Annotated in this window: 18 protein-coding genes; 9 read left to right on the forward strand and 9 right to left on the reverse strand. The window is 72.0% G+C overall.

All coding sequences use genetic code 11. The features are described from left to right. From ACWDZ4_RS09710 to ACWDZ4_RS09720, 3 genes are all read right to left on the reverse strand, one after another. Nucleotides 1-1,220: DEAD/DEAH box helicase (locus ACWDZ4_RS09710; RefSeq protein WP_451507868.1), on the reverse strand; the 1,220-nt coding region annotated here is incomplete at its 3' end. A 317-nt stretch (nt 1,221-1,537) separates the two neighbouring features. Then, nucleotides 1,538-1,741, reverse strand: coding sequence for a cold-shock protein (locus tag ACWDZ4_RS09715; protein WP_329126315.1), 204 nt, complete (start codon nt 1,739-1,741; stop codon nt 1,538-1,540). 272 nt (nt 1,742-2,013) lie between these two features. Beyond that, entirely contained in the window at nt 2,014-2,373 is a 360-nt protein-coding gene (locus ACWDZ4_RS09720; protein ID WP_451507869.1) for a MerR family transcriptional regulator, read from the reverse strand. Between the two features lie 298 nt (nt 2,374-2,671). Between ACWDZ4_RS09720 and ACWDZ4_RS09725 the strand changes: the two genes are divergently transcribed. From ACWDZ4_RS09725 to ACWDZ4_RS09735, 3 genes are all read left to right on the forward strand, one after another. Beyond that, nucleotides 2,672-4,033, forward strand: a complete 1,362-nt coding sequence (locus tag ACWDZ4_RS09725; RefSeq protein ID WP_344491572.1) for a glutamine synthetase family protein — start codon at nt 2,672-2,674, stop codon at nt 4,031-4,033. A gap of 388 nt (nt 4,034-4,421) precedes the next feature. Beyond that, on the forward strand, nt 4,422-4,751 hold the full coding sequence (locus ACWDZ4_RS09730; RefSeq protein WP_451507870.1) for a hypothetical protein: 330 nt from the start codon (nt 4,422-4,424) through the stop codon (nt 4,749-4,751). Beyond that, nucleotides 4,748-5,488 (forward strand): SAM-dependent methyltransferase, encoded by a 741-nt coding sequence (locus ACWDZ4_RS09735; protein WP_451507871.1) that lies wholly within the window; start codon nt 4,748-4,750, stop codon nt 5,486-5,488. Before ACWDZ4_RS09730 ends, ACWDZ4_RS09735 begins: the two co-directional genes overlap by 4 nt. A gap of 18 nt (nt 5,489-5,506) precedes the next feature. On the opposite strand, the gene ACWDZ4_RS09740 is transcribed toward ACWDZ4_RS09735, so the two are convergent. Then, a complete protein-coding gene (locus ACWDZ4_RS09740; RefSeq protein WP_451507872.1) occupies nt 5,507-6,049 on the reverse strand; it encodes a pyridoxamine 5'-phosphate oxidase family protein in 543 nt (180 codons plus the stop codon). A gap of 77 nt (nt 6,050-6,126) precedes the next feature. Then, a complete protein-coding gene (locus ACWDZ4_RS09745; protein ID WP_451507873.1) occupies nt 6,127-8,268 on the reverse strand; it encodes a PIG-L family deacetylase in 2,142 nt (713 codons plus the stop codon). A gap of 336 nt (nt 8,269-8,604) precedes the next feature. Here ACWDZ4_RS09745 and ACWDZ4_RS09750 point away from each other — a divergent pair, with 336 nt between their 5' ends. Further along, a complete protein-coding gene (locus ACWDZ4_RS09750; RefSeq protein WP_451507874.1) occupies nt 8,605-11,601 on the forward strand; it encodes a bifunctional [glutamine synthetase] adenylyltransferase/[glutamine synthetase]-adenylyl-L-tyrosine phosphorylase in 2,997 nt (998 codons plus the stop codon). Between the two features lie 96 nt (nt 11,602-11,697). Here ACWDZ4_RS09750 and ACWDZ4_RS09755 read toward each other — a convergent pair whose 3' ends face one another. Next, entirely contained in the window at nt 11,698-12,312 is a 615-nt protein-coding gene (locus ACWDZ4_RS09755) for a TetR/AcrR family transcriptional regulator C-terminal domain-containing protein (protein ID WP_451507875.1), read from the reverse strand. Between the two features lie 141 nt (nt 12,313-12,453). Here ACWDZ4_RS09755 and ACWDZ4_RS09760 point away from each other — a divergent pair, with 141 nt between their 5' ends. Together ACWDZ4_RS09760 and ACWDZ4_RS09765 are read left to right on the forward strand one after the other, a co-directional pair. Beyond that, the gene (locus ACWDZ4_RS09760; protein WP_451507876.1) at nt 12,454-13,917 is read left to right on the forward strand and encodes an APC family permease; all 1,464 of its coding nucleotides are present in this window, start codon (nt 12,454-12,456) and stop codon (nt 13,915-13,917) included. Between the two features lie 33 nt (nt 13,918-13,950). Then, entirely contained in the window at nt 13,951-15,525 is a 1,575-nt protein-coding gene (locus ACWDZ4_RS09765; protein ID WP_451507877.1) for an amidohydrolase, read from the forward strand. 44 nt (nt 15,526-15,569) lie between these two features. Here the strand turns inward: ACWDZ4_RS09765 and ACWDZ4_RS09770 are convergent, their stop codons facing one another. The 3 genes from ACWDZ4_RS09770 to ACWDZ4_RS09780 form a co-directional block, all read right to left on the reverse strand. Next, nucleotides 15,570-16,460: a phosphatase PAP2 family protein gene (locus ACWDZ4_RS09770; protein WP_451507878.1), complete on the reverse strand. Its 891-nt coding sequence runs from the start codon at nt 16,458-16,460 to the stop codon at nt 15,570-15,572. 75 nt (nt 16,461-16,535) lie between these two features. Further along, on the reverse strand, nt 16,536-17,555 hold the full coding sequence (locus ACWDZ4_RS09775) for a LacI family DNA-binding transcriptional regulator (RefSeq protein ID WP_451507879.1): 1,020 nt from the start codon (nt 17,553-17,555) through the stop codon (nt 16,536-16,538). A gap of 25 nt (nt 17,556-17,580) precedes the next feature. After that, nucleotides 17,581-19,206, reverse strand: coding sequence for a glycoside hydrolase family 13 protein (locus ACWDZ4_RS09780; protein ID WP_451507880.1), 1,626 nt, complete (start codon nt 19,204-19,206; stop codon nt 17,581-17,583). Between the two features lie 300 nt (nt 19,207-19,506). Here ACWDZ4_RS09780 and ACWDZ4_RS09785 point away from each other — a divergent pair, with 300 nt between their 5' ends. The 3 genes from ACWDZ4_RS09785 to ACWDZ4_RS09795 are packed head-to-tail and all read left to right on the forward strand — an operon-like array spanning nt 19,507 to nt 22,695. After that, nucleotides 19,507-20,781, forward strand: coding sequence for an extracellular solute-binding protein (locus ACWDZ4_RS09785; protein ID WP_451507881.1), 1,275 nt, complete (start codon nt 19,507-19,509; stop codon nt 20,779-20,781). 19 nt (nt 20,782-20,800) lie between these two features. Then, entirely contained in the window at nt 20,801-21,811 is a 1,011-nt protein-coding gene (locus tag ACWDZ4_RS09790) for a carbohydrate ABC transporter permease (protein ID WP_451507882.1), read from the forward strand. Further along, nucleotides 21,808-22,695, forward strand: a complete 888-nt coding sequence (locus ACWDZ4_RS09795) for a sugar ABC transporter permease (RefSeq protein WP_451507883.1) — start codon at nt 21,808-21,810, stop codon at nt 22,693-22,695. Before ACWDZ4_RS09790 ends, ACWDZ4_RS09795 begins: the two co-directional genes overlap by 4 nt. Nucleotides 22,696-22,772: the final 77 nt, after the last annotated feature.

Here is a 22,772-nt window from a genome sequence, read left to right on the forward strand (position 1 = left end):
GTACGGCCGCCGCGGTGCAGGTAGTCCTTGTGGTCGGTCGGCGGGTCGACGTTGACGACCAGGTCGAGGTTGTCGACGTGGATGCCGCGCGCCGCCACGTTGGTCGCGACCAGTACGGTCACGTGCCCGCTCTTGAACTGGTCGAGCGTGCGCGTGCGCTGCGGCTGCGACTTCCCGCCGTGCAGCGCTGCCGCCCGTACGCCGCTGGCCAGCAGGTCCCGGGTCAGCCGGTCCACGGCGTGCTTGGTGTCCAGGAACATGATCACCTTGCCGTCGCGGGCCGCGATCTCGGTCGCCGTGGCCTGCTTGTCGGCGGGGTGGACGTGCAGCAGGTGGTGCTCCATCGTCGTGACCGCGCCCTGCGACGGGTCGACCGAGTGGACCACCGGGTCGGTCAGGTAGTTGCGCACCAGCTTGTCGACATTGCGGTCCAGGGTGGCCGAGAACAGCATCGTCTGGCCCTCGGGGGCGACCTGCTGGAGCAGTTCGGTGACCTGGGGCATGAAGCCCATGTCGGTCATCTGGTCGGCCTCGTCCAGCACCGTGATCTTCACCTTGTCCAGGCGGCAGTCACGGCGCTCGATCAGGTCCTTGAGCCGGCCCGGGGTCGCCACGACGACCTCGGCCCCGGTGCGCAGCGCGCCGGCCTGGCGGCCGATGGACATGCCGCCGACCACCGTGGCGATCCGCAGCCGCACGGCGCGGGCGTAGGGGGTGAGGGCGTCGGTGACCTGCTGGGCCAGCTCACGGGTGGGTACGAGCACCAGCGCCAGCGGCTGGCGCGACTCGGCGCGCTGCCCGGCCGTGCGGGCCAGCAGCGCCAGCCCGAAGGCCAGGGTCTTGCCCGAGCCGGTGCGCCCGCGGCCCAGGACGTCGCGTCCGGTCAGCGAGTTCGGCAGCGTGGCGGCCTGGATCGGGAACGGCACCGTCACACCCTGCGCGGTGAGCGCCGCCAGCAGGGGCGCGGGCATGTCCAGGTCGGCGAACGCCTCGACCGCGGGCAGGGCGGGCGTCGTACTGACCGGCAGGGCGAACTCGCCCTGCGGCGCGGAGGACCGGCGCTGGGCGGGCCGGCGGGAAGAGCCGGAAGATCCGGAGGAGCGGCCCGGCGCCGCCGGGCGGAAGCGCTCGCCACGGTCGCTGGTGCGGCCGGAGAAGCCGCCGTCGGCGCGGGTACGGGAGAATCGTTCACGGTCGTTCGAGCGTGCTGCGCGGTTCATCTGAACCTTTCCTCGATGGGCACGTTTCGAGGAATTCCGGGCAGCAGTGACTGCCACCAGGAATCGCAAGAACGAGCCGATAAATAAGAAGCCGAAATGAAGTCGGCCCGGAAAGGTTTGAATACCTTTCGGTCGGGCGCTTCGAAATGGCTGGAATCCGTACGGAGAAAGCACGGACGGGGGCGGGGCCGACGGGAATCGTGGCCGACCGCTCATGAGTCGGTCGCGCTGTACGGCGACCGAGTCGGGGCAACGATTCGAAGCAACGAGACGGGGCCCGCACCCTCAGGCGCGGGCCCCGACCGTGTGTGTCAGCGTCAGGCGGGAACGATGTTCTCGGCCTGCGGGCCCTTCTGGCCCTGCGTGACGTCGAAGGTCACCTTCTGGCCTTCCTGGAGCTCACGGAAGCCCTGGGTGGCGATGTTGGAGTAGTGGGCGAAGACGTCAGCGCCGCCACCCTCCTGCTCGATGAAGCCGAAGCCCTTTTCCGCGTTGAACCACTTCACGGTGCCAGCAGCCATGTCATTCTCCTTTGGAGCAGTGCCGGAGACCGCCCTGTGCGGAATCCGAGTCGCGTTGCCGCGATGATTGCCCCGTCCGGAAACAAAGCACCGGAAATACGAAAGTGCGCCTGCGGCATGGAGCCGTAGGAGCACTTGAAGTTTGGGAACCACAACTGCAACTGAGATCCACACTAGCACGGCGTCGCGGACGTGCCAGGGGGCTTTCGTCACATCCGCTGCGCCGCCATAAACTCTCCATGCGGGCCGCTTTAAATTCTGCAGCTGCCGCGCTAGATATTCTGCTCCTGCTGTTCGGCCCGGTCGGGCTTGCGCAGTTGTTCGTTCATGCGCAGGGCGTCTTCCAGCTGATCCTCGAGGATGACGATCCGGCAGGCCGCGTCGATGGGGGTGCCCTGGTCGACGAGTTCCCGGGCCCGGGCGGCGACGCGCAGCTGGTAGCGGGAGTAACGGCGGTGGCCGCCCTCGGAGCGCAGCGGGGTGATCAGCCGTGCTTCGCCGACGGCCCGCAGGAACGCGGGGGTGGTGCCGATCATCTCGGCGGCCCGGCCCATGGTGTAGGCGGGGAAGTCGTCGTCGTCGAAGCGGTCGGCCCTGGTGTTCTGGTGGGTCTCAGCGGTCACTTGCACCATCTTCTGTAGCGCTCGGAGCGGAACACTACGAGTGTGGCATGTCTGCTCCGGTGGTGACAGATATTCCGCCGCCGGGACACCGGCGTGGACCCGCCCCGGCGTGCCGCGGACACTGGGGGGAAAGCGGTAAGGAGGCGGTACCGGGCCGCAGCCGGGCGTACACCCGCACGTCGCCGGATGTCGGTCCGAGGGGCCGCAACGCGTTGGAAACCGTGTGGTGGGATGCTCAGGTGCTCCTACGTGCGCCCGAGGCGTGGGAGCAGGCGGCTTGACCGGCAAGGATGGGTAGGAAGACCAGATGGATAAGCAGCAGGAGTTCGTGCTCCGTACGCTCGAGGAACGCGACATCCGGTTCGTGCGCCTGTGGTTCACCGACGTACTCGGCTTCCTGAAGTCGGTCGCGGTGGCCCCGGCCGAACTTGAACAGGCGTTCGACGAGGGCATCGGATTCGACGGCTCCGCGATCGAGGGCTTCGCCCGCGTGTACGAGTCCGACATGATCGCCAAGCCGGACCCGGGCACCTTCCAGATCCTCCCGTGGCGGGCCGAGGCCCCCGGGACGGCCCGGATGTTCTGCGACATCCTGATGCCGGACGGCTCGCCGTCCTTCGCGGACCCGCGCTACGTGCTGAAGCGCATCCTGGCCAAGACCTCCGACCTCGGCTTCACCTTCTACACCCACCCCGAGATCGAGTTCTTCCTGCTGAAGAACAAGCCCCTGGACGGCACCCGGCCCACGCCCGCCGACAACTCGGGCTACTTCGACCACACCCCGCAGAACGTCGGCATGGACTTCCGCCGCCAGGCGATCACCATGCTGGAGTCCATGGGCATCTCGGTCGAGTTCAGCCACCACGAGGGCGCCCCGGGCCAGCAGGAGATCGACCTCCGTTACGCCGACGCGCTGTCGACCGCCGACAACATCATGACGTTCCGGCTGGTCATGAAGCAGGTGGCGCTGGAGCAGGGCGTGCAGGCCACCTTCATGCCGAAGCCGTTCAGCGAATACCCGGGCTCGGGCATGCACACCCACCTCTCCCTCTTCGAGGGCGACCGCAACGCGTTCTACGAGTCGGGCTCGGAGTACCAGCTCTCCAAGGTCGGCCGCTCCTTCATCGCGGGCCTGCTCAGGCACGCCGCCGAGATCTCCGCCGTCACCAACCAGTGGGTCAACTCCTACAAGCGCATCTGGGGCGGCTCCACCCGCACGGCCGGCTCGGGCGGCGAGGCCCCGTCGTACATCTGCTGGGGCCACAACAACCGCTCCGCGCTGATCCGCGTCCCCATGTACAAGCCGGGCAAGACCGGCTCGGCGCGCGTCGAGGTCCGGTCGATCGACTCCGGCGCCAACCCGTACCTGACGTACGCCGTCCTGCTCGCCGCCGGGCTCAAGGGCATCGAGGAGGGCTACGAGCTCCCGCCGGGTGCCGACGACGATGTCTGGGCGCTCTCCGACGCCGAGCGCCGCGCGATGGGCATCGAGCCGCTGCCGCAGAACCTCGGCGAGGCCATCGCCCTGATGGAGCGCAGCGAACTGGTCGCCGAGACGCTGGGCGAGCACGTCTTCGACTTCTTCCTCAGGAACAAGAAGCAGGAGTGGGAGGAGTACCGCTCCGAGGTCACCGCCTTCGAGCTGCGCAAGAACCTGCCGGTGCTGTAGCCGCAGGGCCGGGCCGCCGGGGCCGGAGGCGTCGTGCCGCCGGCCCCCGGTCGTCGCGGCCGGCGGCCGTCAGGGCCTCCCCGGTGTTCGTCCGGGCACAGAGCACCACCCGGCCGGTGCCGTGCGCGCTCACCAGACCCGCCGTGCGCAGCGCCGTCAGGTGCGGGGAGACGCCGCCCGGCGTGAGGCCGATGCGGCGGGCGGCGTCGGTATCCTCCTCGGCGCGCGCCGTGCCCCGCCCCGTCGCCCGCCGCCCGGGCCACGGCCGCACCCCCGGTCTCGTCGGCCTGTGCGTCGCGCCGGCCGCGCTGCTGATCCCGCTCGTCGACCGGGGGACCGGCTCCGGTTCGCCGGGGCCGGCCGGGTGCCGGCCGCGTTCAAGAGGGGCATGGACAACGTCCTCGGCGTCAGCCTGCGCCGGCGCCTGACGCCCGCCCCGCTCCTCGGCCGCATGAACGCCGCCTTCCGTTTCATGCGCAGCGGCGCGCCCGCCGTCGGCTCCGCGGTGGCGGGCGTGATCGGCGAGTACGCCGGGGTGCGCGCGGCGCTCTGGGTGGGCGGCTGCTGCCTGGCGCCGGCCTTCGTGCCGCTCTTCCTCTCCCCGGTCCGTACGCGACGGGAGCTGCCGCAGGGGGCGGCCGCTGTGCCCCGGGTGCGGGCCGGGGCGGAGAAAAGCCGGTGCGAGGGGCCCGGCGGCGATGGGAGGGTGCGCGGATGAACCGGTCACTGATCTCGCGGCTGGCCCATGCCGGTCACCCCGTCGCCGCCCCGCTCGACGACGCATCCGTACGCCGCCTTCTCGGGCGGGCCGTGGTCCGGGGGGACGAACGGCTGCTCGACCTCGGGTGCGGGCAGGCCGAATGGCTCGTACGGGCGCTGGTCGCGCATCCGGGGACGACGGCCGTGGGCGTCGACGTGTCGGCCGACGCGCTGGAGGAGGCGCGCGAGCAGGCCGACGCGCGGGGCGTCGGGGACCGGCTGGTGCTGCACGAGCGGGATGCGGGGGCGTTCGTCCCGGAGCGGGGCTTCGACGTCGTCCTGAGTGTGGGGGCCACCCACGCCTTCGGCGGGCTGGCGGGCACGCTCGCCACGGCCCGCGAGCACCTCGCGCCCGGCGGCCGGGTGCTCGTCGGCGACGCGTACTGGGAGGCCGTACCCAGCGCCGAGGCGCGGCAGATGCTCGGGGAGTACGAGGATCTGGCCACGACCGTGGACCGGGTGGCCGCGGCCGGCTGGACGCCCGTGTTCGGGCACATCAGCACCCGCCGGGAGCTGGACGACTACGAGTGGCACTGGACGGGGGCCCTGGCGGAGTGGGCCCTCGACCACCCCGGGGACCCCCTCGCCCAGGAGGCCCTCGCGGCGGCGGAGCAGCACCGGTCCGAGTGGCTGCACGTGTACCGGGACTGCTTCGGGTTCCACACGCTGGTGCTGCGGTCCACGCCGGACAGCTGAAGAAGCCGGCCGAGGAGGTCAGCCGAAGAGCCAGCGGGTCTGGCTGTAGACGCCCTTGCCGAAACCGAAGGCCGTCGACGGGGCGACGCGGAAGACCACGGCGCGGTGGCCCTCGCCCTCGCCGTGGAACGCTCCGTCGCGTACGTCGAAGTGCCAGTCCGGGCCGTATTTCGTCTCGTACGCCTCCGCCAGGCGCCGCAGGCGCGGCTCGTCGGTCTCCCGCACCGCCTCGCCCTCGACCACCAGGTCGATCCCCTCGTGCAGGGTGTTCCTGCCGGTGGTCAGGACGACGTTCCGGTTGGCGGCGAGGTTCTTCGCCTTGCGTTCCGCCGGACCCGTGCAGAAGTACAGCGCGTCGTCCTGCCAGACGGCCAGCAGCGGGGTGACGTGCGGGCGGCCGTCCGGGCGTACGGTCGTCAGCCAGAACAGCTCCGCCTGTTCCAGACGCGCCACCGCGTCGGGCCAGGAGGCCGCGGTCGCGCCCTCGTCGCTGTAGCGGGGGTCCAGCCTGCTCTCCGGTTCCGGTTCCGGTTCCGGTTCCGATTCCGGTTCCGATTCCACGGTGCTTCCTCTCGCTCGCGGTCCGCCTCCTGTTACAGAGTCCTGTCCACGGGGACGGACCGCGAGCGGGGCGGAACTCACCGGGCGTTCGTGCCCACCGGCTGCCAGCCGGAGGAGTCCCGGCCGCTCCAGTGGAGGCGGCCGTCCAGGGCCACCGCCGCCACCGAGGTGTTCCCCGCCGCGTCCGTGGCGGACGCGGGGGCTCCGCCGAAGAGGAAACCGCCGCTCCTGTTCCAGCGCGGTACGCCGGCGGGGCCGGCGGGAAGTTCGGCAACGCCGAGCCGGCCCGAGCCGTCGCGGGCTGCCAGCAGGGTGCCCGCCGCGCTCACCGGGCCGAACCCCGCCCGGCCGCCCAGGTCGGTGACGCGCGGGGCCGCCCCGGCCGCGGCGGTCACCGCGCCGGGGGCGGCCCCGGCGGTGAAGCGGGCCGTCCGGACGGCGCCGGAGTCCGGCTTGCGGAAGTACAGGCGTACGCCGTCACCGTCCGGGCGGACGGTCGGCGGCAGCGGCGTCGCCGGCAGGGCGGTGGGCACGGGGCCGCGCATCGGGGCGCCGGGCGCGTCCCGGGTCCACACGACGGTCGACGTGAGGGTCTGCGCGAAGACGTAATCGCGGCCCGCGCTGTCGGTGGCCGCCGCCGGGTCGCCGAACATCTGCCGGCCGCCCAGCGCCCGCCAGGGCGCCCAGCCGCCGTCGGACAGCTGCGTACGGGAGCTGAGCCCGTGGTCGCCGTCGCGGAGGTAGACCGTCGCCCGGCCCGCGCGGTCCACCGTCACCGCCGGGGCGCTGATGTCCAGGGACCCGGGCGCGTGGGCGGAGTGCGGCATGCCGAGGGCCTGCCAGGGGCCGAACGTGCCGCCCACGGCGCGCTGCACGGCGGTGACGACGTCCCTGCGGTAGCCGGCGGGGCCGTCGAACGAGGTGCGGGTGCCGAAGAGGGCCAGCCGGCCGTCGGGCAGCTTCTCGGAGGTGATGCCGCTGTCCAGGCCGGTCTCGCCGAGCAGCGTCGGACCGGTCCACGCGGGCCGGTCCCCCGCCCCGGTGCCCGGCTCGCGGTGCCAGACCGCGAGGCGGGTGTCCAGGACCGAGAACGCCCACAGCTCGCCCTCCCGCGCGCCGCTCCGGAGCCACGAGGTGCTGGTGTTGCGCGAGTAGCGGATGCCGTACACCCAGCCGGGCCCCGTGGGCCGCCCCGCCACCTTGCGGTCGCCGCAGCCGGCCTCCGCGTCGCAGTAGTTGTCCGGGTAGTCGGTCCAGGCGTACGTCTTCAGCGTGTGCAGCTTCTCCCGCACGGCCTCGGGGTCCAGGACGTGCGGCAGGCTGCCGTTGAGGTAGCCGAGGTAGTTCTGGACGGTGAAGTGCGGGCGGCCGCCGGTCCTGCCGTACCCGGTGAGCGCCAGCTGGGCGAACCTGGCGCCGTACATGTGGTCCTGGTGGTCGGGGAGCATCTGCGGCGTGGTCTCGCGGCCGTTCGTCGGGTCCAGCATCCGTACGAACGTCGGCCGGAAGCGCTCCAGCACCCCGGTGATCGTCCGCACGACCTGGTCCTTGGAGTACGCGAAGGTCTCCTTGACCGGGGTGTCGGACGACAGGTGCGACTCCAGGGCCTGTATCCGGCCGTCCCACAGCCCGTGCAGGCTGTGCGGCCGGTCCGCGGCGCTGGCGCCCGCCTCGTGCAGCTGGAGCCACACCAGACTGACCTTCGGGCTCGCCTTCAGCGTGTCCAGCTCGGCCCAGCCGCCGCCCGCCGTGCGGATCGCGGAGCGCTGCCAGGGGCTGGTGCGGTCGCCGGTGGCCATCTCGGCGTACGCGGCGCGTATGCCGTTCTGCCGGGCCTCGGCGTACCGCCTCTTGTCGGGGGCGGGCAGCGGGACGCCCTCGTTCTCGCCGCCGCGGAAGGAGTTGACCCCGTCCGCCTCGCCCGCCGTCAGGTACACCGAGGTCAGGCTCTGGCCGGTGCGTATCGACTGGCTGAGGTCGGGGTTCATGAAGAACAGGTCGTCGTCCGGGTGGGAGAGGATCTGCACCACGGACTCGTGCTCGCGCCGGGACGGCCCGTCGGCTTCCGTCCGGCCCGCCGCGTCCGCCGTGCCGGCGGTGTCGGCCGTGACGGTCCTGGCCGCCGTGGAACCGGAGGGCGACGCGACCGGAACGCCGGGACGCGCGAGCTGGACGCCCGTCACCGCCAGCAGCAGCGCCGCGAGAGCGACGCTGGGCATGCTGCGGCGGGGCAGGCGGAAGGGACTACGGGCCCTGGGCGGCATAGGAGCGGTGCTTTCGGTGTGCGGTGGTACGGCGTACGGACGGGTTGCGCCCAGGACGGCGCTGATCATCGCGCTGACTGTGGAGCAGAAGTGAAGAGAGTGGCACGGGGCATCCGGTTCACCGGCACCGAAAACCGGTGATGTTGTCCATGTCACTGGCCTTTTCCGTCACAGCCTTCTCCCAGGTCCACCGGGTGGGAGACCATCCCGCCGCTCCTGCGGATAGGCTCGTGAACCGGACCTTGACCGGGCGGTCGTACGGACCGCGGGACGGCCGGAGCGGGAGGCACAATGTCGGCGCCGGGACGCACGAGCAGCACCTTCACGCGGCTGCTGCGGCACGGTTTCACCGATCCGTCCGCCGCCGAGCGGCTCCTCGGCGCCCCCGAGCTCGCGGCCGTACGCGGCGACCCGGTGCTCCTCGACGCGCTCGGCGCGACCGCCGATCCCGACCTGGCGCTCCGGGGGCTCGTACGGCTGGCCGAGGCGCAGGACGACGCCGGGCGGCGGGTCCTCCTCGACACCCTCGTCACCGCCAAGCCGCTGCGGGACCGGCTGCTCGGGGTGCTCGGCGCGTCGGAGGCGCTCGGTGACCACCTGGCGCGCCATCCGCGCGACTGGCACGCGCTCGTCACGTACGAGGCGGCCGACCTGCATCCCGGGGTCGCCGAATTCGAGCAGTGCCTCGCCGTCGCCGCCGACCCGGTGTCGCTGCGGGTCGCGTACCGGCGCTGCCTGCTGTCGATCGCGGCCCGCGACGTGTGCGGTACGACCGATGTCGCGCAGACCGCCGCCGAACTGGCCGACCTGGCGACGGCGACCCTGCGCGCCGCCCTCGCCATCGCCCGTGAGGCCGCCCCGGAGGACGCCGCCGCGTGCCGGCTCGCGGTGATCGCGATGGGCAAGTGCGGCGGCCACGAGCTGAACTACGTCTCCGACGTGGACGTGATCTTCGTGGCGGAGGCGGCGGAGGGGACGCGGGGCGCCGACGAGGAGGAGGCGATCCGCGCCGCGACCCGGCTCGCCTCCCACCTGATGCGGATCTGCTCCGAGACGAACACCGAGGGCACGATCTGGCCGGTCGACGCGAACCTGCGGCCCGAGGGACGCAACGGGCCGCTGGTGCGGACGCTCTCCAGCCATCTCGCGTACTACCAGCGGTGGGCCAAGACCTGGGAGTTCCAGGCCCTGCTCAAGGCGCGGCCGGTGGCCGGCGACCCCGCGCTGGGCCGGGAGTACGTCGAGGCCGTGTCACCGCTCGTGTGGCAGGCCGCCGAGCGCGAGAACTTCGTGCCCGACGTGCAGAAGATGCGCCGCCGCGTCGTCGACAACATCCCCGCCGCGCAGGTGGACCGCGAGCTGAAGCTGGGCCCCGGCGGGCTGCGGGACGTCGAGTTCGCCGTACAGCTCCTCCAGCTGGTGCACGGGCGCAGCGACGCGACGCTGCACCACGGGTCGACGCTCGGGGCGCTGAAGGCGCTCGCGGCGGGCGGGTACGTGGGGCGGGCGGACGCCGCGCAGCTGGACGAGGCGTACCGCTTCCTGCGCGCCATGGAGCACCGCATCCAGCTGTACCGGCTGCGCCGCACCCACCTCGTGCCGCAGGACGAGGCCGGTCTGCGGCGGCTCGGGCGTTCGCTCGGGCTGCGCACCGAGCCCGTCGCGGAGCTCAACCGGGCGTGGCGGCGGCACGCGGCGGTGGTGCGCCGGCTGCACGAGAAGATCTTCTACCGGCCGCTGCTCGACGCGGTCGCCCAGCTCGCGCCCGGCGAGATCCGGCTCAGCCCCAAGGCGGCGGGACAGCGGCTCGAAGCGCTCGGTTACGCCGATCCGGCCGCCGCGCTGCGGCACCTGGAGGCGCTCGCGTCCGGGGTGACGCGCAAGGCGGCCATCCAGCGGACGCTGCTGCCGGTGCTGCTGGGCTGGTTCGCGGACTCCGCCGACCCGGACGCCGGGCTGCTCGGCTTCCGCAAGGTGTCCGACGCGCTGGGCAAGACGCCGTGGTACCTGCGGCTGCTGCGGGACGAGGGGGCGGCGGCGGAGAACCTGGCGCGGGTCCTGTCGGCCGGGCGGCTCGCCCCCGACCTGCTGCTGCGGGCGCCGGAGGCGGTGGCGCTGCTCGGCGACCCGCAGGGGCTCAAGGCCCGCGACCGGGCGCACCTGGAGCAGGAGGTGCTGGCCGCGGTCGGGCGGGCGAACGGCGCGGCGGCGGCGGTCGCGGCGGCGCGGGGGGTGCGGCGCAGGGAGCTGTTCCGTACCGCCGCCGGCGACATCATCGGGTCGTACGGAACCGAGGAGAGCCCGGCCGAGCGGGACCCCGGCGCGCTCGTCGACCGCGTCGGCAACGCCCTGACCGACCTCAACGCCGCCACGCTCGCCGGGGCGCTGCGGGCCGCCGTGCGGGAGCGGTGGGGAGACACGCTGCCGACGCGGTTCGCGGTGATCGGGATGGGGCGCTTCGGCGGCCACGAGCTGAGCTACGGATCCGACGCGGACGTTCTCTTCGTGCACGAGCCGCGCGAGGGCGCGGACGAGCAGGAGGCGGCGCGGGCCGCGAACACGGTCGTCGCCGAGATGCGGCGGCTGCTCCAACTCCCCACGTCCGACCCGCCGTTGCTGATCGACGCGGACCTGCGGCCGGAGGGCAAGAGCGGACCGATGGTGCGTACGCTCGCCTCCTACGCGGCGTACTACCGGCGGTGGTCGCTGGCCTGGGAGAGCCAGGCGCTGCTGCGCGCGGAGCCGGTGGCGGGGGACGCGGACCTCGGGCGGCGGTTCGTCGAGCTCATCGATCCGCTGCGGTATCCGCGGGCGGGGCTCGGCGAGGAGGCGGTGCGCGAGATCCGGCGGCTCAAGGCGCGCATGGAGTCCGAGCGGATGCCGCGCGGGGCGGACCCGACGCTGCACGCGAAGCTGGGCCGGGGCGGGCTCAGCGACGTCGAGTGGACGGTCCAGCTGCTCCAGATGCGGCACGGGGCGGCGGAGCCGGGCCTGCGGACCACCCGCACCCGCGAGGCGCTGGCCGCGGCCCGGGCGGCGGACCTCATCGCGGCGGACGACGCGGCGGTGCTGGACGAGGCGTGGGTACTGGCGACGCGGGTGCGCAACGCGGTGATGCTGGTCCGGGGGCGGGCGGGCGACACGTTCCCCTCGGACGCGCGCGAACTGGGCGCGGTGGCGCGGTACCTGGGATACGAGGCGGGGCACATGGGGGACATGCTCGACGACTACCGGCGCACGACGCGGCGCGCGCGGGCAGTCGTCGAGGAGCTGTTCTACGGCGGCTGAGACCTACCGCGACCAGTACGCCGAGATGTGCGTGTCCAGCGCGGCGGTCCACTGCGCCAGGTCCATGTCCGCGCAGCCGACTGTCCGACGGGCACGCTAGGCGGACGCGCCCTCCAGCAGGCGGCGGCAGTGCGCCATGAAGCCCTCCAGGGCCAGGTCGAACGCCGCGTGGGTGCGGTCGGGGCCGGCCGCCGCCAGCGCGCGGGCCAGCTCCGGCGTCGCCGTCTCGTCCGGGAGCTCCCACACCGTCTCCGGCGCCGCCATGTCCAGCGCCGAGCCCAGCACCAGGTTCTCCAGCGCGCTGATCACGACCATCACGTCCGCCACCTCGAAACCCGCGTCCAGCAGCAGCCGCGCCGCGCGCTCGTAGTGGCCGAGGACCTTCGGCGCGCGCACCGGTGAGGTCATGAGGAGCGGGATCGCCCGCGGGTGGGCGGCGAAGGCGGCGCGGTAGGAGCGGGCCCAGGCGGTCATCGCGGCGTCCCAGGGGCCGGCCTCCAGCGTCGAGGTGTCGATGGCGGAGGTGACCCGTACGCGCAGCAGCTCGACGATCCCGTCCCGGCCGTCGACATGGTGGTAGACCGACCCGGTCTGCACCCCGAGGCGCCGGGCGATCTGCGGGACGCTGAACTCGCCCTGCTCGTCGACGAGCTCCAGCGCCGTCGCGGTGATGCGCTCCCTGTCCAGCAGTGGTGTGCGCGGCCGGCCCATGTCGGTCCTCTCGTTCTCAGGTCTTCCCGGATCCCCGTCCGGAGGCTACATTGCCCGAAACCAGAAACCGAAAGCCTTTAGGTTTCGGATGTTCCGGTCGCCCCTGCCTCCCCGCCTGCCGCAGAAGGGCCTGTCCCCGCCATGTCAGCGATCCCCCAGGTCTCCCCCGGGAGAACCGGGCCGGCCACCCGGCCGCCCACCCTCCGCCGCGCCACCCTCACCACCTCGGACATCGTCTTCTTCGTCGTCTCGGCCGCCGCCCCGCTCACCGTCATGGCCGGCGTCGCCCCGCTCGCCGTCATGCTCGGCGGCGTCGGCGCCCCGGCCGGCTACCTCATGGCCGGCATCACCCTCGCCGTCTTCGCCGTCGGGTTCACCGCCATGACCCGGTACGTCCGCCACGGCGGCGGCTTCTACGCGTACATCACCCGGGGCCTCGGCCGCCCCGTCGGCATGGGCGCCGCACTGCTCGCCATGATCGGCTACAACGGCATGGAGATCGGCGTCTACGGCCTGCTCGGCAGCGCCACCCAGGACACCGCCAAGTCCCTGTGGGGCATCGACATCCCGTGGCTCCCGGTGTCCCTCGCCGGGCTCCTGCTGGTCTGGTACCTCGGCTACCGGTCCATCGACTTCGGCGCCAAGGTGCTCGGCGTACTCCTCCTCGCCGAGACCGGCATCCTCGTGCTGCTGGCCGGCGGCGTCCTGCTGGACGGCGGGGCCCACGGGCTCTCCGCCGACTCCTTCGCCCCCGGCGCCATGGTGGCGCCCGGCATGGTCGCCGTCCTCGCCATGGCCTTCGCCGCGTTCACCGGCTTCGAGTCCACCGCGATCTACCGCCGGGAGGCCCGCGATCCCGGCCGTACGATCCCGCGCGCCACCTACATCGCCGTCGCCTTCCTCGGTCTCTTCTACGCCTTCGTCGTCTGGACCGTCATCCAGGCGTACGGCTCCGAGAAGGTCGTCCAGGCCGCGACCGACGACCCCGGCGGCCTCTTCTTCACCGCCATCACCACCTATGTCGGCGGCTGGGCCGCGGACCTGATGCACGTCCTCATCGTCACCAGCGTCGTCGCCTCCCTCCTCGCCTTCCACAACGCCATCAACCGGTACGGGCTCTCCCTCGCGGAGGAGAACGTCCTGCCCGCCGCGCTCGGCAAGGTCCACCACCGCCACCGCTCTCCCCACCTCGCCGGCGCCGCGCAGACCGCCCTCGGCCTGGTCGTCGTCCTCGGCTTCGCCCTGGCCGGGGCGGACCCGTACACCGAACTGCTGCTGTGGGTGAACACCCCCGGCATGATCGGCCTGATGGCGCTGCAACTGCTGGCCGCCATCGCCGTGCCGTTCTTCTTCCGGCGCATCAGCCACACCGAGAACATCTGGCGCACCACCATCGCCCCCGCCCTGGCCGTCGTGCTGCTCGCCGCGGCCCTCTGCCTGGTGGCGGCCAACGTCGGCCTCTTCACGGGCGCGGCCCCACGCGTCAACATCCTCCTCGTCTCCCTCGTGCCCGCCGTCTTCCTCATCGGCGTCGTCCTCGCCCTGCGCCTGCGCCGCAGCAGGCCGCAGGTGTACGCCGGCTTCGCCGCAGAACCGAACGACTGAGCACTCAAGAAACACTCAAGAAAGCAGAGAGACATGCCCGCAGCCGACCTCGTCCTCACCGACGCCCGCGTCCGCACCCTCGATCCCGCCCGCCCCGAGGCCACCGCCGTGGCCGTGAAGGACGGGCTGATCGTCGCCGTCGGCGGCGAGCCGGACGTACAGGACTGGCGCGGCCCCGGCACCGAGACCGTCGGCCTGGCCGGGGCCACCCTCACCCCCGGCCTGGTCGACAGCCACAGCCACCCCGTGTGGGGCCTGGAGATGTCCACCGGACTCGACCTCTCCGCCGTACGCGACCTCGACGCGCTGCGCGCCGCCCTCGCCGGCGCCGACCGCGACGGAGGCTGGATCGTCGCCTGGGGCCTCGACCACAACGCCTTCGGCGGCCGCCCCGTCGACCGCGCCCTCATCGAGGACGCCGTGGCCGGCGCCCCCGCCTTCATCCGCCTCTACGACGGCCACTCGGCCCTGGCGAGCGGCGCCGCGCTCGACGCCGCCGGTATCACCGGGCCGCGCGCCTTCGCGCAGCGCTCGGAGATCGTCTGTGACGCCGGCGGCCGCCCCACCGGGCACCTGATCGAGCACGCCGCCATGGACCTGGTCGGCGCCAGGGTGCCCAGGCCGTCGCCCGCCGAGCGCCGCGCCCGCCTCGGCGAGCTGCTCTCCGCGATGGCCGCCACCGGCCTGACCGGCGCCCATGTGATGGACCTCGGCGACGACGCCCTGGAGCTGCTCCGCGCGGCCGAGGAGACGGACGGCCTCGCCGTACGGCTGCTCCTCGCCCCGTGGTGCATGCCGGGCGCGGACACCGCCGACCTCGACGAGCTCGTCGCCCTCCAGAAGGAAGCGGGCCGCCTCTGGCGCGTCGGCGGCGTCAAGTTCTTCATGGACGGCACGGTCGAGGGCGGCACCGCCTGGCTGGAGCACGCCGACTGCCACGGCCAGGGCACCGAAGCGTTCTGGCCGGACCCGGCGGCGTACACCGGGGCCGTGCGCCACCTCCACGCGGCAGGCGTGCGCACCGCCACCCACGCCATCGGTGACGCCGCCGTGCGCCACGTCCTGGACACCGTCGAAACCCTCGGCGCGAGCGGACGGCTGCGCCACCGCGTCGAGCACATCGAGACCGTCCCCGGGGACCAGATCGCCCGCTTCGCCGAGCTCGGCGTGATCGCCTCGATGCAGCCGCCCCACACCGCGTACACCCGCGCCGACCACACCGACGAATGGTCCAAGCGCCTCGGCGGCGAACGCGCGGCCCGCGCCTGGCGCTGCCGCGACCTGCGCGACGCCGGCGCCGTCCTGGCCCTCGGCTCGGACTGGCCCATCGCCCACTACGACGCCCGCCAGGTCCTGGCCACCGCCCGCGCCCCGCGCGGCGCCGCCGGGGCGGGCCGCGCGCTGACCGGCCTGATGGCGCTGGAGGGCTGCACCACGCACGCGGCGGTGGCGGCGGGCGAGCAGGCCGTCTCGGGCCGCATCGCCCCGGGTCTGCGGGCCGACCTGACGGCCTTCGGCCTGGACCCGGTGGCGGCCCCGGCCGACGAGGTGGCCCAGGCGCCCGTACGCCTGACCGTGACCGGCGGCAGGATCACGCACCGGGGCTGACCCGGCGCGGGCGCCGCTCCCGCGGCCGCGCCCGGAACGTTCGGCTACGCCCGGACCGGCCACGCCCGGCGGCCGGTCCGGGGCCGCGACACGTCCCCGTCGACCAGCTTCGGCAGGCGGTGCGGCAGGGCGCCGTACCAGGCGCCGCTGAGGGCGTAGCCGAAGGAGAGGCAGAGCATGCCGCCGACCGCGTCCAGCCAGAAGTGGTTGGCGGTGGCGACGATCACGACCAGGGTGGCCGTCGGGTAGAGCAGGCCGAGGACCTTCACCCAGGGGACGGTGGCCACGGCGAAGATCGTCAGGCCGCACCAGAGGGACCAGCCGATGTGCATCGAGGGCATCGCGGCGTACTGGTTCGACATGTTCTTGAAGTTGCCCGAAGCCATCGAGCCCCACGTCTGGTGCACCAGGACCGTGTCGATGAAGCCGTGCCCGTTCATCAGGCGGGGCGGCGCCAGCGGGTACAGGTAGTAACCGAGCAGGGCGATGCCCGTGGTCGCGAAGAGGACGAGGCGGGTCGCCGCGTAACGGCCGGGATGCCAGCGGAAAAGCCAGACCAGGACGCCGATCGTGACGATGAAGTGCAGCGTCGCGTAGTAGTAGTTCATCGACACGACGAGCCATGTCACCGAGTTCACGGCTCGATTGACGGTCTCCTCGACCGCTATCCCGAGGGTCTGCTCGGCCTGCCAGATCCAGTCCGCGTTGCGCAGGGCCGCGGCCTTCTGCTCCGGCACGGCGTTGCGGATCAGCGAGTACGTCCAGTAACTGACCGCGATCAGCAGGATCTCGAACCAGATCCGCGGACGGCGGGGCGAGCGCAGCCGCTTCAGGGCCGCCGGCCGTGCGGACGGCCGATGCTGCCCGTCGTCCGCGCTGGGTGAGGGGGCGGTGGCCGCCCGGCCTTCCACAGTCTTCACGGTCAGTTCACCCATGGGGAGAGAGTCTGCCAGATGAGGGCCACCCCTCCGATCATCCTCCGGTCGGGTGGTGCTCGCACGTGCTGAGCCCTACGGACGGGGCCCCGACGCCGTGGAACCACGGACGACCAGTTCGGGCATGAAGACGAACTCGCTGGGCGGGGCGGGGGTGCCGCCGACCTCTTCGAGGAGGGTGCGGACCGCGGCCTGGCCCATCGCCGTCACCGGCTGCCTGATGGTCGTCAGGGGAGGATCGGTGAACGCTATGAGCGGCGAATCGTCGAAGCCGACCACCGAGACGTCACGCGGTACGTCCAGACCCAGGCGGCGGGCGGCGCGGATCGCTCCCAGCGCCATCATGTCGCTGGCGCACACGATCGCCGTGCAGCCCCGCTCGATCAGGGCCGAGGCGGCGGCCTGGCCGCCCTCCAGGGTGTAGAGGGAGTGCTGGATGCGCTCCTCGGCCTCCTCGGGGGTGAGGCCGAGCCGCTCCTGCATGGCGGCCCGGAACCCCTCGATCTTGCGGAGTACGGGGACGAACCGCTTCGGGCCGACGGCCAGGCCGATCCCGGTGTGGCCCAGCGACGCCAGGTGCGTCACGGCCAGCCGCATCGCCGCCCGGTCGTCGGGCGAGATGAAGGGCGCCTGGACCTTCGGGGAGAAGCCGTTGACCAGGACGAAGGGGACACCCTGGGCGCGCAGCTGCTCGTAGCGCTGCATGTCGGCGGTGGTGTCCGCGTGGAGTCCGGAGACGAAGATGATGCCGGAGACGCCGCGGTCCACGAGCATCTCGGTGAGCTCGTCCTCGGTGGAGCCGCCGGGGGTCTGGGTGGCGAGGACGGGGGTGTAGCCCTGGCGGGTCAGGCCCTGGCCGATGACCTGGGCGAGCGCCGGGAAGATCGGGTTCTCGAGCTCGGGGGTTATGAGGCCGACCAGTCCCGCGCTGCGCCTGCGCAGGCGGACGGGGCGCTCGTATCCGAGGACGTCGAGCGCGGCGAGTACGGATTCGCGGGTGGCCGCGGCAACCCCCGGCTTGCCGTTGAGCACGCGGCTGACCGTCGCTTCACTGACCCCCGCCTGGGCTGCGATGTCGGCAAGCCGTGCGGTCATGGGAGTGGACTGTACCGGGCGCATGTCAGATTGCCCACCAAGCGCAGGAATCGGGCGGGAGGGTGACGGCGCCGCCGTTCACGGCGGGGGCCTCGGAGGCGGTCAGGAGGCGCCCCGGGGCGGGGAGTTCGGCGGGGCGGGCCGTGGTGTTGAGTGTGCAGACGAAGCCGGGGCGGCCGAAGACCAGCAGGCCGTCGGGGTGGCCGCCGGGGGCCTGCGGCCAGGTGATCGGTCCGTCCCCCAGGCCCGGGAGCTCGCGGCGCAGGACCAGCGCGGAGCGGTAGAGCTCCAGGGTGGAGTGCGGGTCACCGGTCTGGGCCTCGACGGTCAGGTCCTTCCAGGTGTCGGGCTGCGGCAGCCAGGACGGGGCGGCGGGCTCGGGGGAGAAGCCGTACGGCGGCGCGTCGCCCGACCAGGGCATCGGCACCCTGCATCCGTCGCGCAGGCCGTCCTGGCCGTCGCTGCGGAAGAAGGACGGGTCCTGGCGGACCGCGTCGGGCAGGCCGGTGACCTCGGGCAGACCCAGCTCCTCGCCCTGGTAGAGGTACGCCGAACCGGGCAGCGCCAGCATCAGCAGCGCGGCGGCGCGGGCCCGGCGCAGACCCAGCGCGTCGTCCCCGCCGCCGTAACGGGTGGGGTGGCGGACCACGTCGTGGTTGGACAGGACCCAGGTGGTGGGGGCCTCGACCAGGGTGGTCGCGGCGAGCGACGCCTCGATGACGGCGCGCATCGCCTGCGCGTCCCACGGACAGTTCAGGAACTGGAAGTTGAACGCCTGGTGCAGTTCGTCGGGGCGTACGTACAGGGCGAGGCGCTCGGGGGAGGGGGCCCACGCCTCGGCGACGCCGATCCGCTCGCCGTCGTACGAGTCGAGGAGCCTGCGCCAGGAGCGGTGGATGTCGTGGACGCCGTCCTGGTCGAAGAAGGGCAGGACCTGGGAGCCGATCATCTTGGCCTGCTCGCGCGCGCCGATGTCGGGCAGCCCCTCCGCCTTGATCATGCCGTGGGCGACGTCGACCCGGAAGCCGTCCACGCCCAGGCCCAGCCAGAAGCGCAGGATCGACTCGAACTCCTCGTGGACCTCGGGGTTGTGCCAGTTGAGGTCCGGCTGCTGGGGCGCGAAGAGGTGCAGGTACCAGTCGCCGTCGGGGACGCGGGTCCAGGCGGGGCCGCCGAAGACCGACTCCCAGTCGTTGGGCGGGAGTTCGCCGGCGGCGCCCCGGCCGGGGTGGAAGTGGTAGCGGTCGCGGGCCGGGCCGCCCTGCTGGTCCGCCAGGGCGGCGCGGAACCACGCGTGCTGGTCGGAGGTGTGGTTCGGGACGACGTCGACGATCACCCGCAGGCCCAGGTCGTGCGCCGCGTTGATCAGTTCCGCCGCGTCGTCGAGGGTGCCGAAGAGCGGGTCGACGGTGCGGTAGTCGGCGACGTCGTAACCGCCGTCGGCCTGCGGCGAGGCGTAGAAGGGGGTCAGCCAGACCGCGTCGGCGCCCAGGGCGGCCACATGCGGCAGGCGCTCGCGGATGCCGCGCAGATCGCCGATGCCGTCGCCGTCGCTGTCCGCGAAGGAGCGCACGTACACCTGGTAGATGACGGCGTCGCGCCACCAGCCGCGCGCCGGGGTCGTCCGGGTGGGTGCGAGCTCCTGCGTCATGAAGGTCCCTCTCGTACGGGCGGGCTGGATCGGTCACTACGAGATCAACGCGGACAGATCCTGAAAGTAACAGTCCTGCAAGTCTTTGCGGTAGTGCTTGCAGGGTCGGCCGCGGACCACTAAGTCCTCTGCCGCCTGTCTGACAAGGGGTTCGACGGCAACTGTGAGGACACGCCGATGTAACGATCGGCAGCCCTTGCGGAAAATCTTCGCAAGCTCTTTCGGTCTTCTTTCATCCTTGTTACGTTCCTCGACGACCCGGCGCCGCGACGGAGCGGTTCGGCAGTTGAAGGAGTTCAGATGCGACGTGGCATAACGGCCACCGCCCTGGTCGCGACCCTGGCGCTCGCGGCGACGGCTTGTGGTGGCGACAGCGGTGACACCGGTGGCGAGAAGGCTTCGGGCAAGCTGTCCGGCACCGTCACCTGGTGGGACACCTCCACCGTCGGCAGTGAGGACAAGGTCTTCAAGAAGCTGGCGGAAGGCTTCGAGAAGAAGCACCCGGGCGTCGACGTCCAGTACGTCAACGTCCCCTTCGGCGAGGCGCAGAACAAGTTCAAGAACGCCGCCCAGTCCGGCTCCGGCGCCCCCGACGTGATCCGCTCCGAGGTCGCCTGGACCCCCGAGTTCGCGGACCTCGGCTACCTCGCCCCGCTGGACGGCACGGCCGCGCTGAAGAACGACGAGGACTTCCTGGCGCAGGCCGCCGCGAGCACCGAGTACAAGGGCAAGACGTACGCGGTGCCGCAGGTCATCGACTCGATGGGCCTCTTCTACAACGAGAAGATCTTCAAGGACGCCGGTGTCGAGGTCCCCAGGACCATCGACGAACTGAAGACCGTCTCGAAGAAGATCAAGGACAAGACCGGCAAGACCGGCCTCTACCTGCGCGGCGACGACGCGTACTGGTTCCTGTCCTTCCTCTACGGCGAGGGCGGCGACCTGGTCGACGCCAAGACCAAGAGCGTCACGGTCGACCAGGAGCCCGGCGTCAAGGCGCTGAAGGTCGTCAAGGAGCTGGTCGACTCCGGGGCCGCCAAGACGGACGCCACCGACGGCTGGGAGAACATGCAGGCGGCGTTCAAGGACGGCAAGGTCGCGATGATGATCAACGGCCCGTGGGCCGTCTCCGACACCTACGCCGGCAAGGAGTTCAAGGACAAGGCCAACCTGGGCATCACCACGGTCCCGGCCGGCAGCAAGGGCCAGGGCGCCCCGCAGGGCGGCCACAACCTCGCCGTCTACGCGGGCTCCAAGAACCTCGAAGCCTCGTACGCCTTCAGCGAGTACATGACCTCCGCCGAGAGCCAGGAGCTGGTCGCCAAGGAGCTGAGCCTGCTCCCGACCCGTACCTCGGTCTACTCCCAGCCGGGCGCCTCCGGCAACCAGATCGTCGGCTTCTTCAAGCCCGTCGTCGACAAGGCCGTCCAGCGCCCCTGGATCCCGGAGACCGGCAGTCTCTTCGAGCCGCTCAAGGTCGAGTACACGAAGGTCCTCACCGGCCAGACCACCCCGGAGAAGGGTGCCAAGGCCACCGGTGACCAGTACCGCAAGCTCCTCAAGGGCTGGAAGTAACAGGAAGGCAGGCCGACTGATGGCTGTCCACACCAGCCAGTCGGTGGCGAAGGCCGCGGGCGACGACGTCGCCCGCGGCCCCAGCCGCGGTGCTGGCAAGACGCCGGGCAGGTTCCGGCGATCGATTTCGACCCACTGGTACGCCTGGACGATGGTCGCCCCGGTGGTGGCCGTGATCGGCGTGATCATCGGGTATCCGCTGGTCCGCGGCATCTACCTGTCGATGACCGACGCCAACGAGCGCAACGTCGAGCGCAGCATCGGCGTCAACCACCTCCCCGCCACGTACGAGTTCGTGGGGCTGGACAACTACGCCGACGCGCTCACCGGCTCCCAGTTCCTCGACACCCTCGGCTGGACACTGGTGTGGACGGTCTCCTGCGTCAGCATCACCTTCCTGCTGGGCCTGGGGCTCGCGAACATCCTCAACCGCAGGATCGCCGGCCGGTCCTTCTACCGGATGATGCTGATCCTGCCGTGGGCCATCCCCGGCTTCGTCTCCGTCTTCGCCTGGCGCTTCCTCTACAACGAGGACCGCGGCTTCCTGAACCGGATCCTGGCCGGCGGCGGCATCGACGCGGTGCCGTGGCTCAACGACCCGACGATGGCGAAGATCTCGGTCATCGCCGTCAACGTCTGGCTCGGCGTGCCGTTCATGATGGTCGCCCTCCTCGGCGGCCTCCAGTCCATCGACAGCGCCCAGTACGAGGCCGCCGAGATGGACGGCGCCGGCGCCTGGCAGCGCTTCAGGCACATCACCCTGCCGGGACTGCGCCCCGTCAGCTCCACCGTGATCCTGCTGTCCACGATCTGGACCTTCAACATGTTCCCGGTGATCTTCCTGCTCACCCGCGGCGGACCCGGCGACGCCACCCAGATCCTGGTCACCCAGGCGTACAAGTTCTCCTTCGAGATCAGCCCCCGCGACTACGCGCAGTCCTCCACCTGGGGCGTACTGATCCTGATCCTCCTGATGCTCTTCGCCGCGGTCTACCGGCGAGTGCTCCGCAAGCAGGGAGACGTCTGGTGACCACTGCCTCCAATGCCCCCGCCCCGGCCTCCGCGAACGTCCCGGTGAACGCCCCGCTCCGCGGCCGGCGCTCCCCGCTGGCCTCGGCCGGTCTGCACGTCACGCTCGTCGTGGCGTCGGTGATCGCCGTGTTCCCCGTGCTCTGGGTCCTGCTGACCTCGCTCAAGCCGGCGGCGTACGCGACCTCCACCGACTTCTTCAAGGACACGACGTTCGAGAACTACACCAACCTGCTGCGTGACACCCCGTTCCTCACCTGGTTCGGGAACTCGCTGCTCGTCGCGGGCCTGTCCACGGTCCTCGGCGTCTTCGTCGCCGCCACGACCGGCTACGCCGTGAGCCGCTTCCGGTTCCCCGGCAAGCGCGGCCTGATGTGGACCCTGCTGATCACCCAGATGTTCCCGGTCGCGGTCCTGATCGTGCCGATCTACAACATCATGTCGAGCATGGGCCTGCTCAACCGGCCGGCCGGCCTGGTGATCACCTACCTCACCATCTCCGTGCCGTTCTGCGCCTGGATGATGAAGGGCTTCTTCGACACCATCCCGCGCGAGATCGACGAGTCGGGCCAGGTCGACGGCCTCACCCCGTTCGGCACCTTCTGGCGGCTGATCCTGCCGCTCGCCAAGCCGGGCATCGCGGTGACCGCGTTCTACTCCTTCGTCACCGCCTGGGGCGAAGTGGCGTACGCCTCCGCCTTCATGGTCGGCGACGAGAACATGACCCTCGCGGGCGGCCTCCAGAAGTTCGTCAACCAGTACGGCGCCCAGTGGGGCCCGATGGCCGCCGCCTCCGTGCTCATCGCCATCCCGGCGGCGCTCGTCTTCCTCTTCGCCCAGCGCCACCTGGTGACCGGCGTGTCCGCCGGAGCCGTCAAGGGCTGACCGCCTCTCCCTTTCCTTACGCCGGCGCCGGGCCCGCACCGAGGACCCGGCGCCGCTCCCGCCTCCATGACTTCCAG

This window comes from Streptomyces sp. NPDC003016, assembly GCF_053591455.1.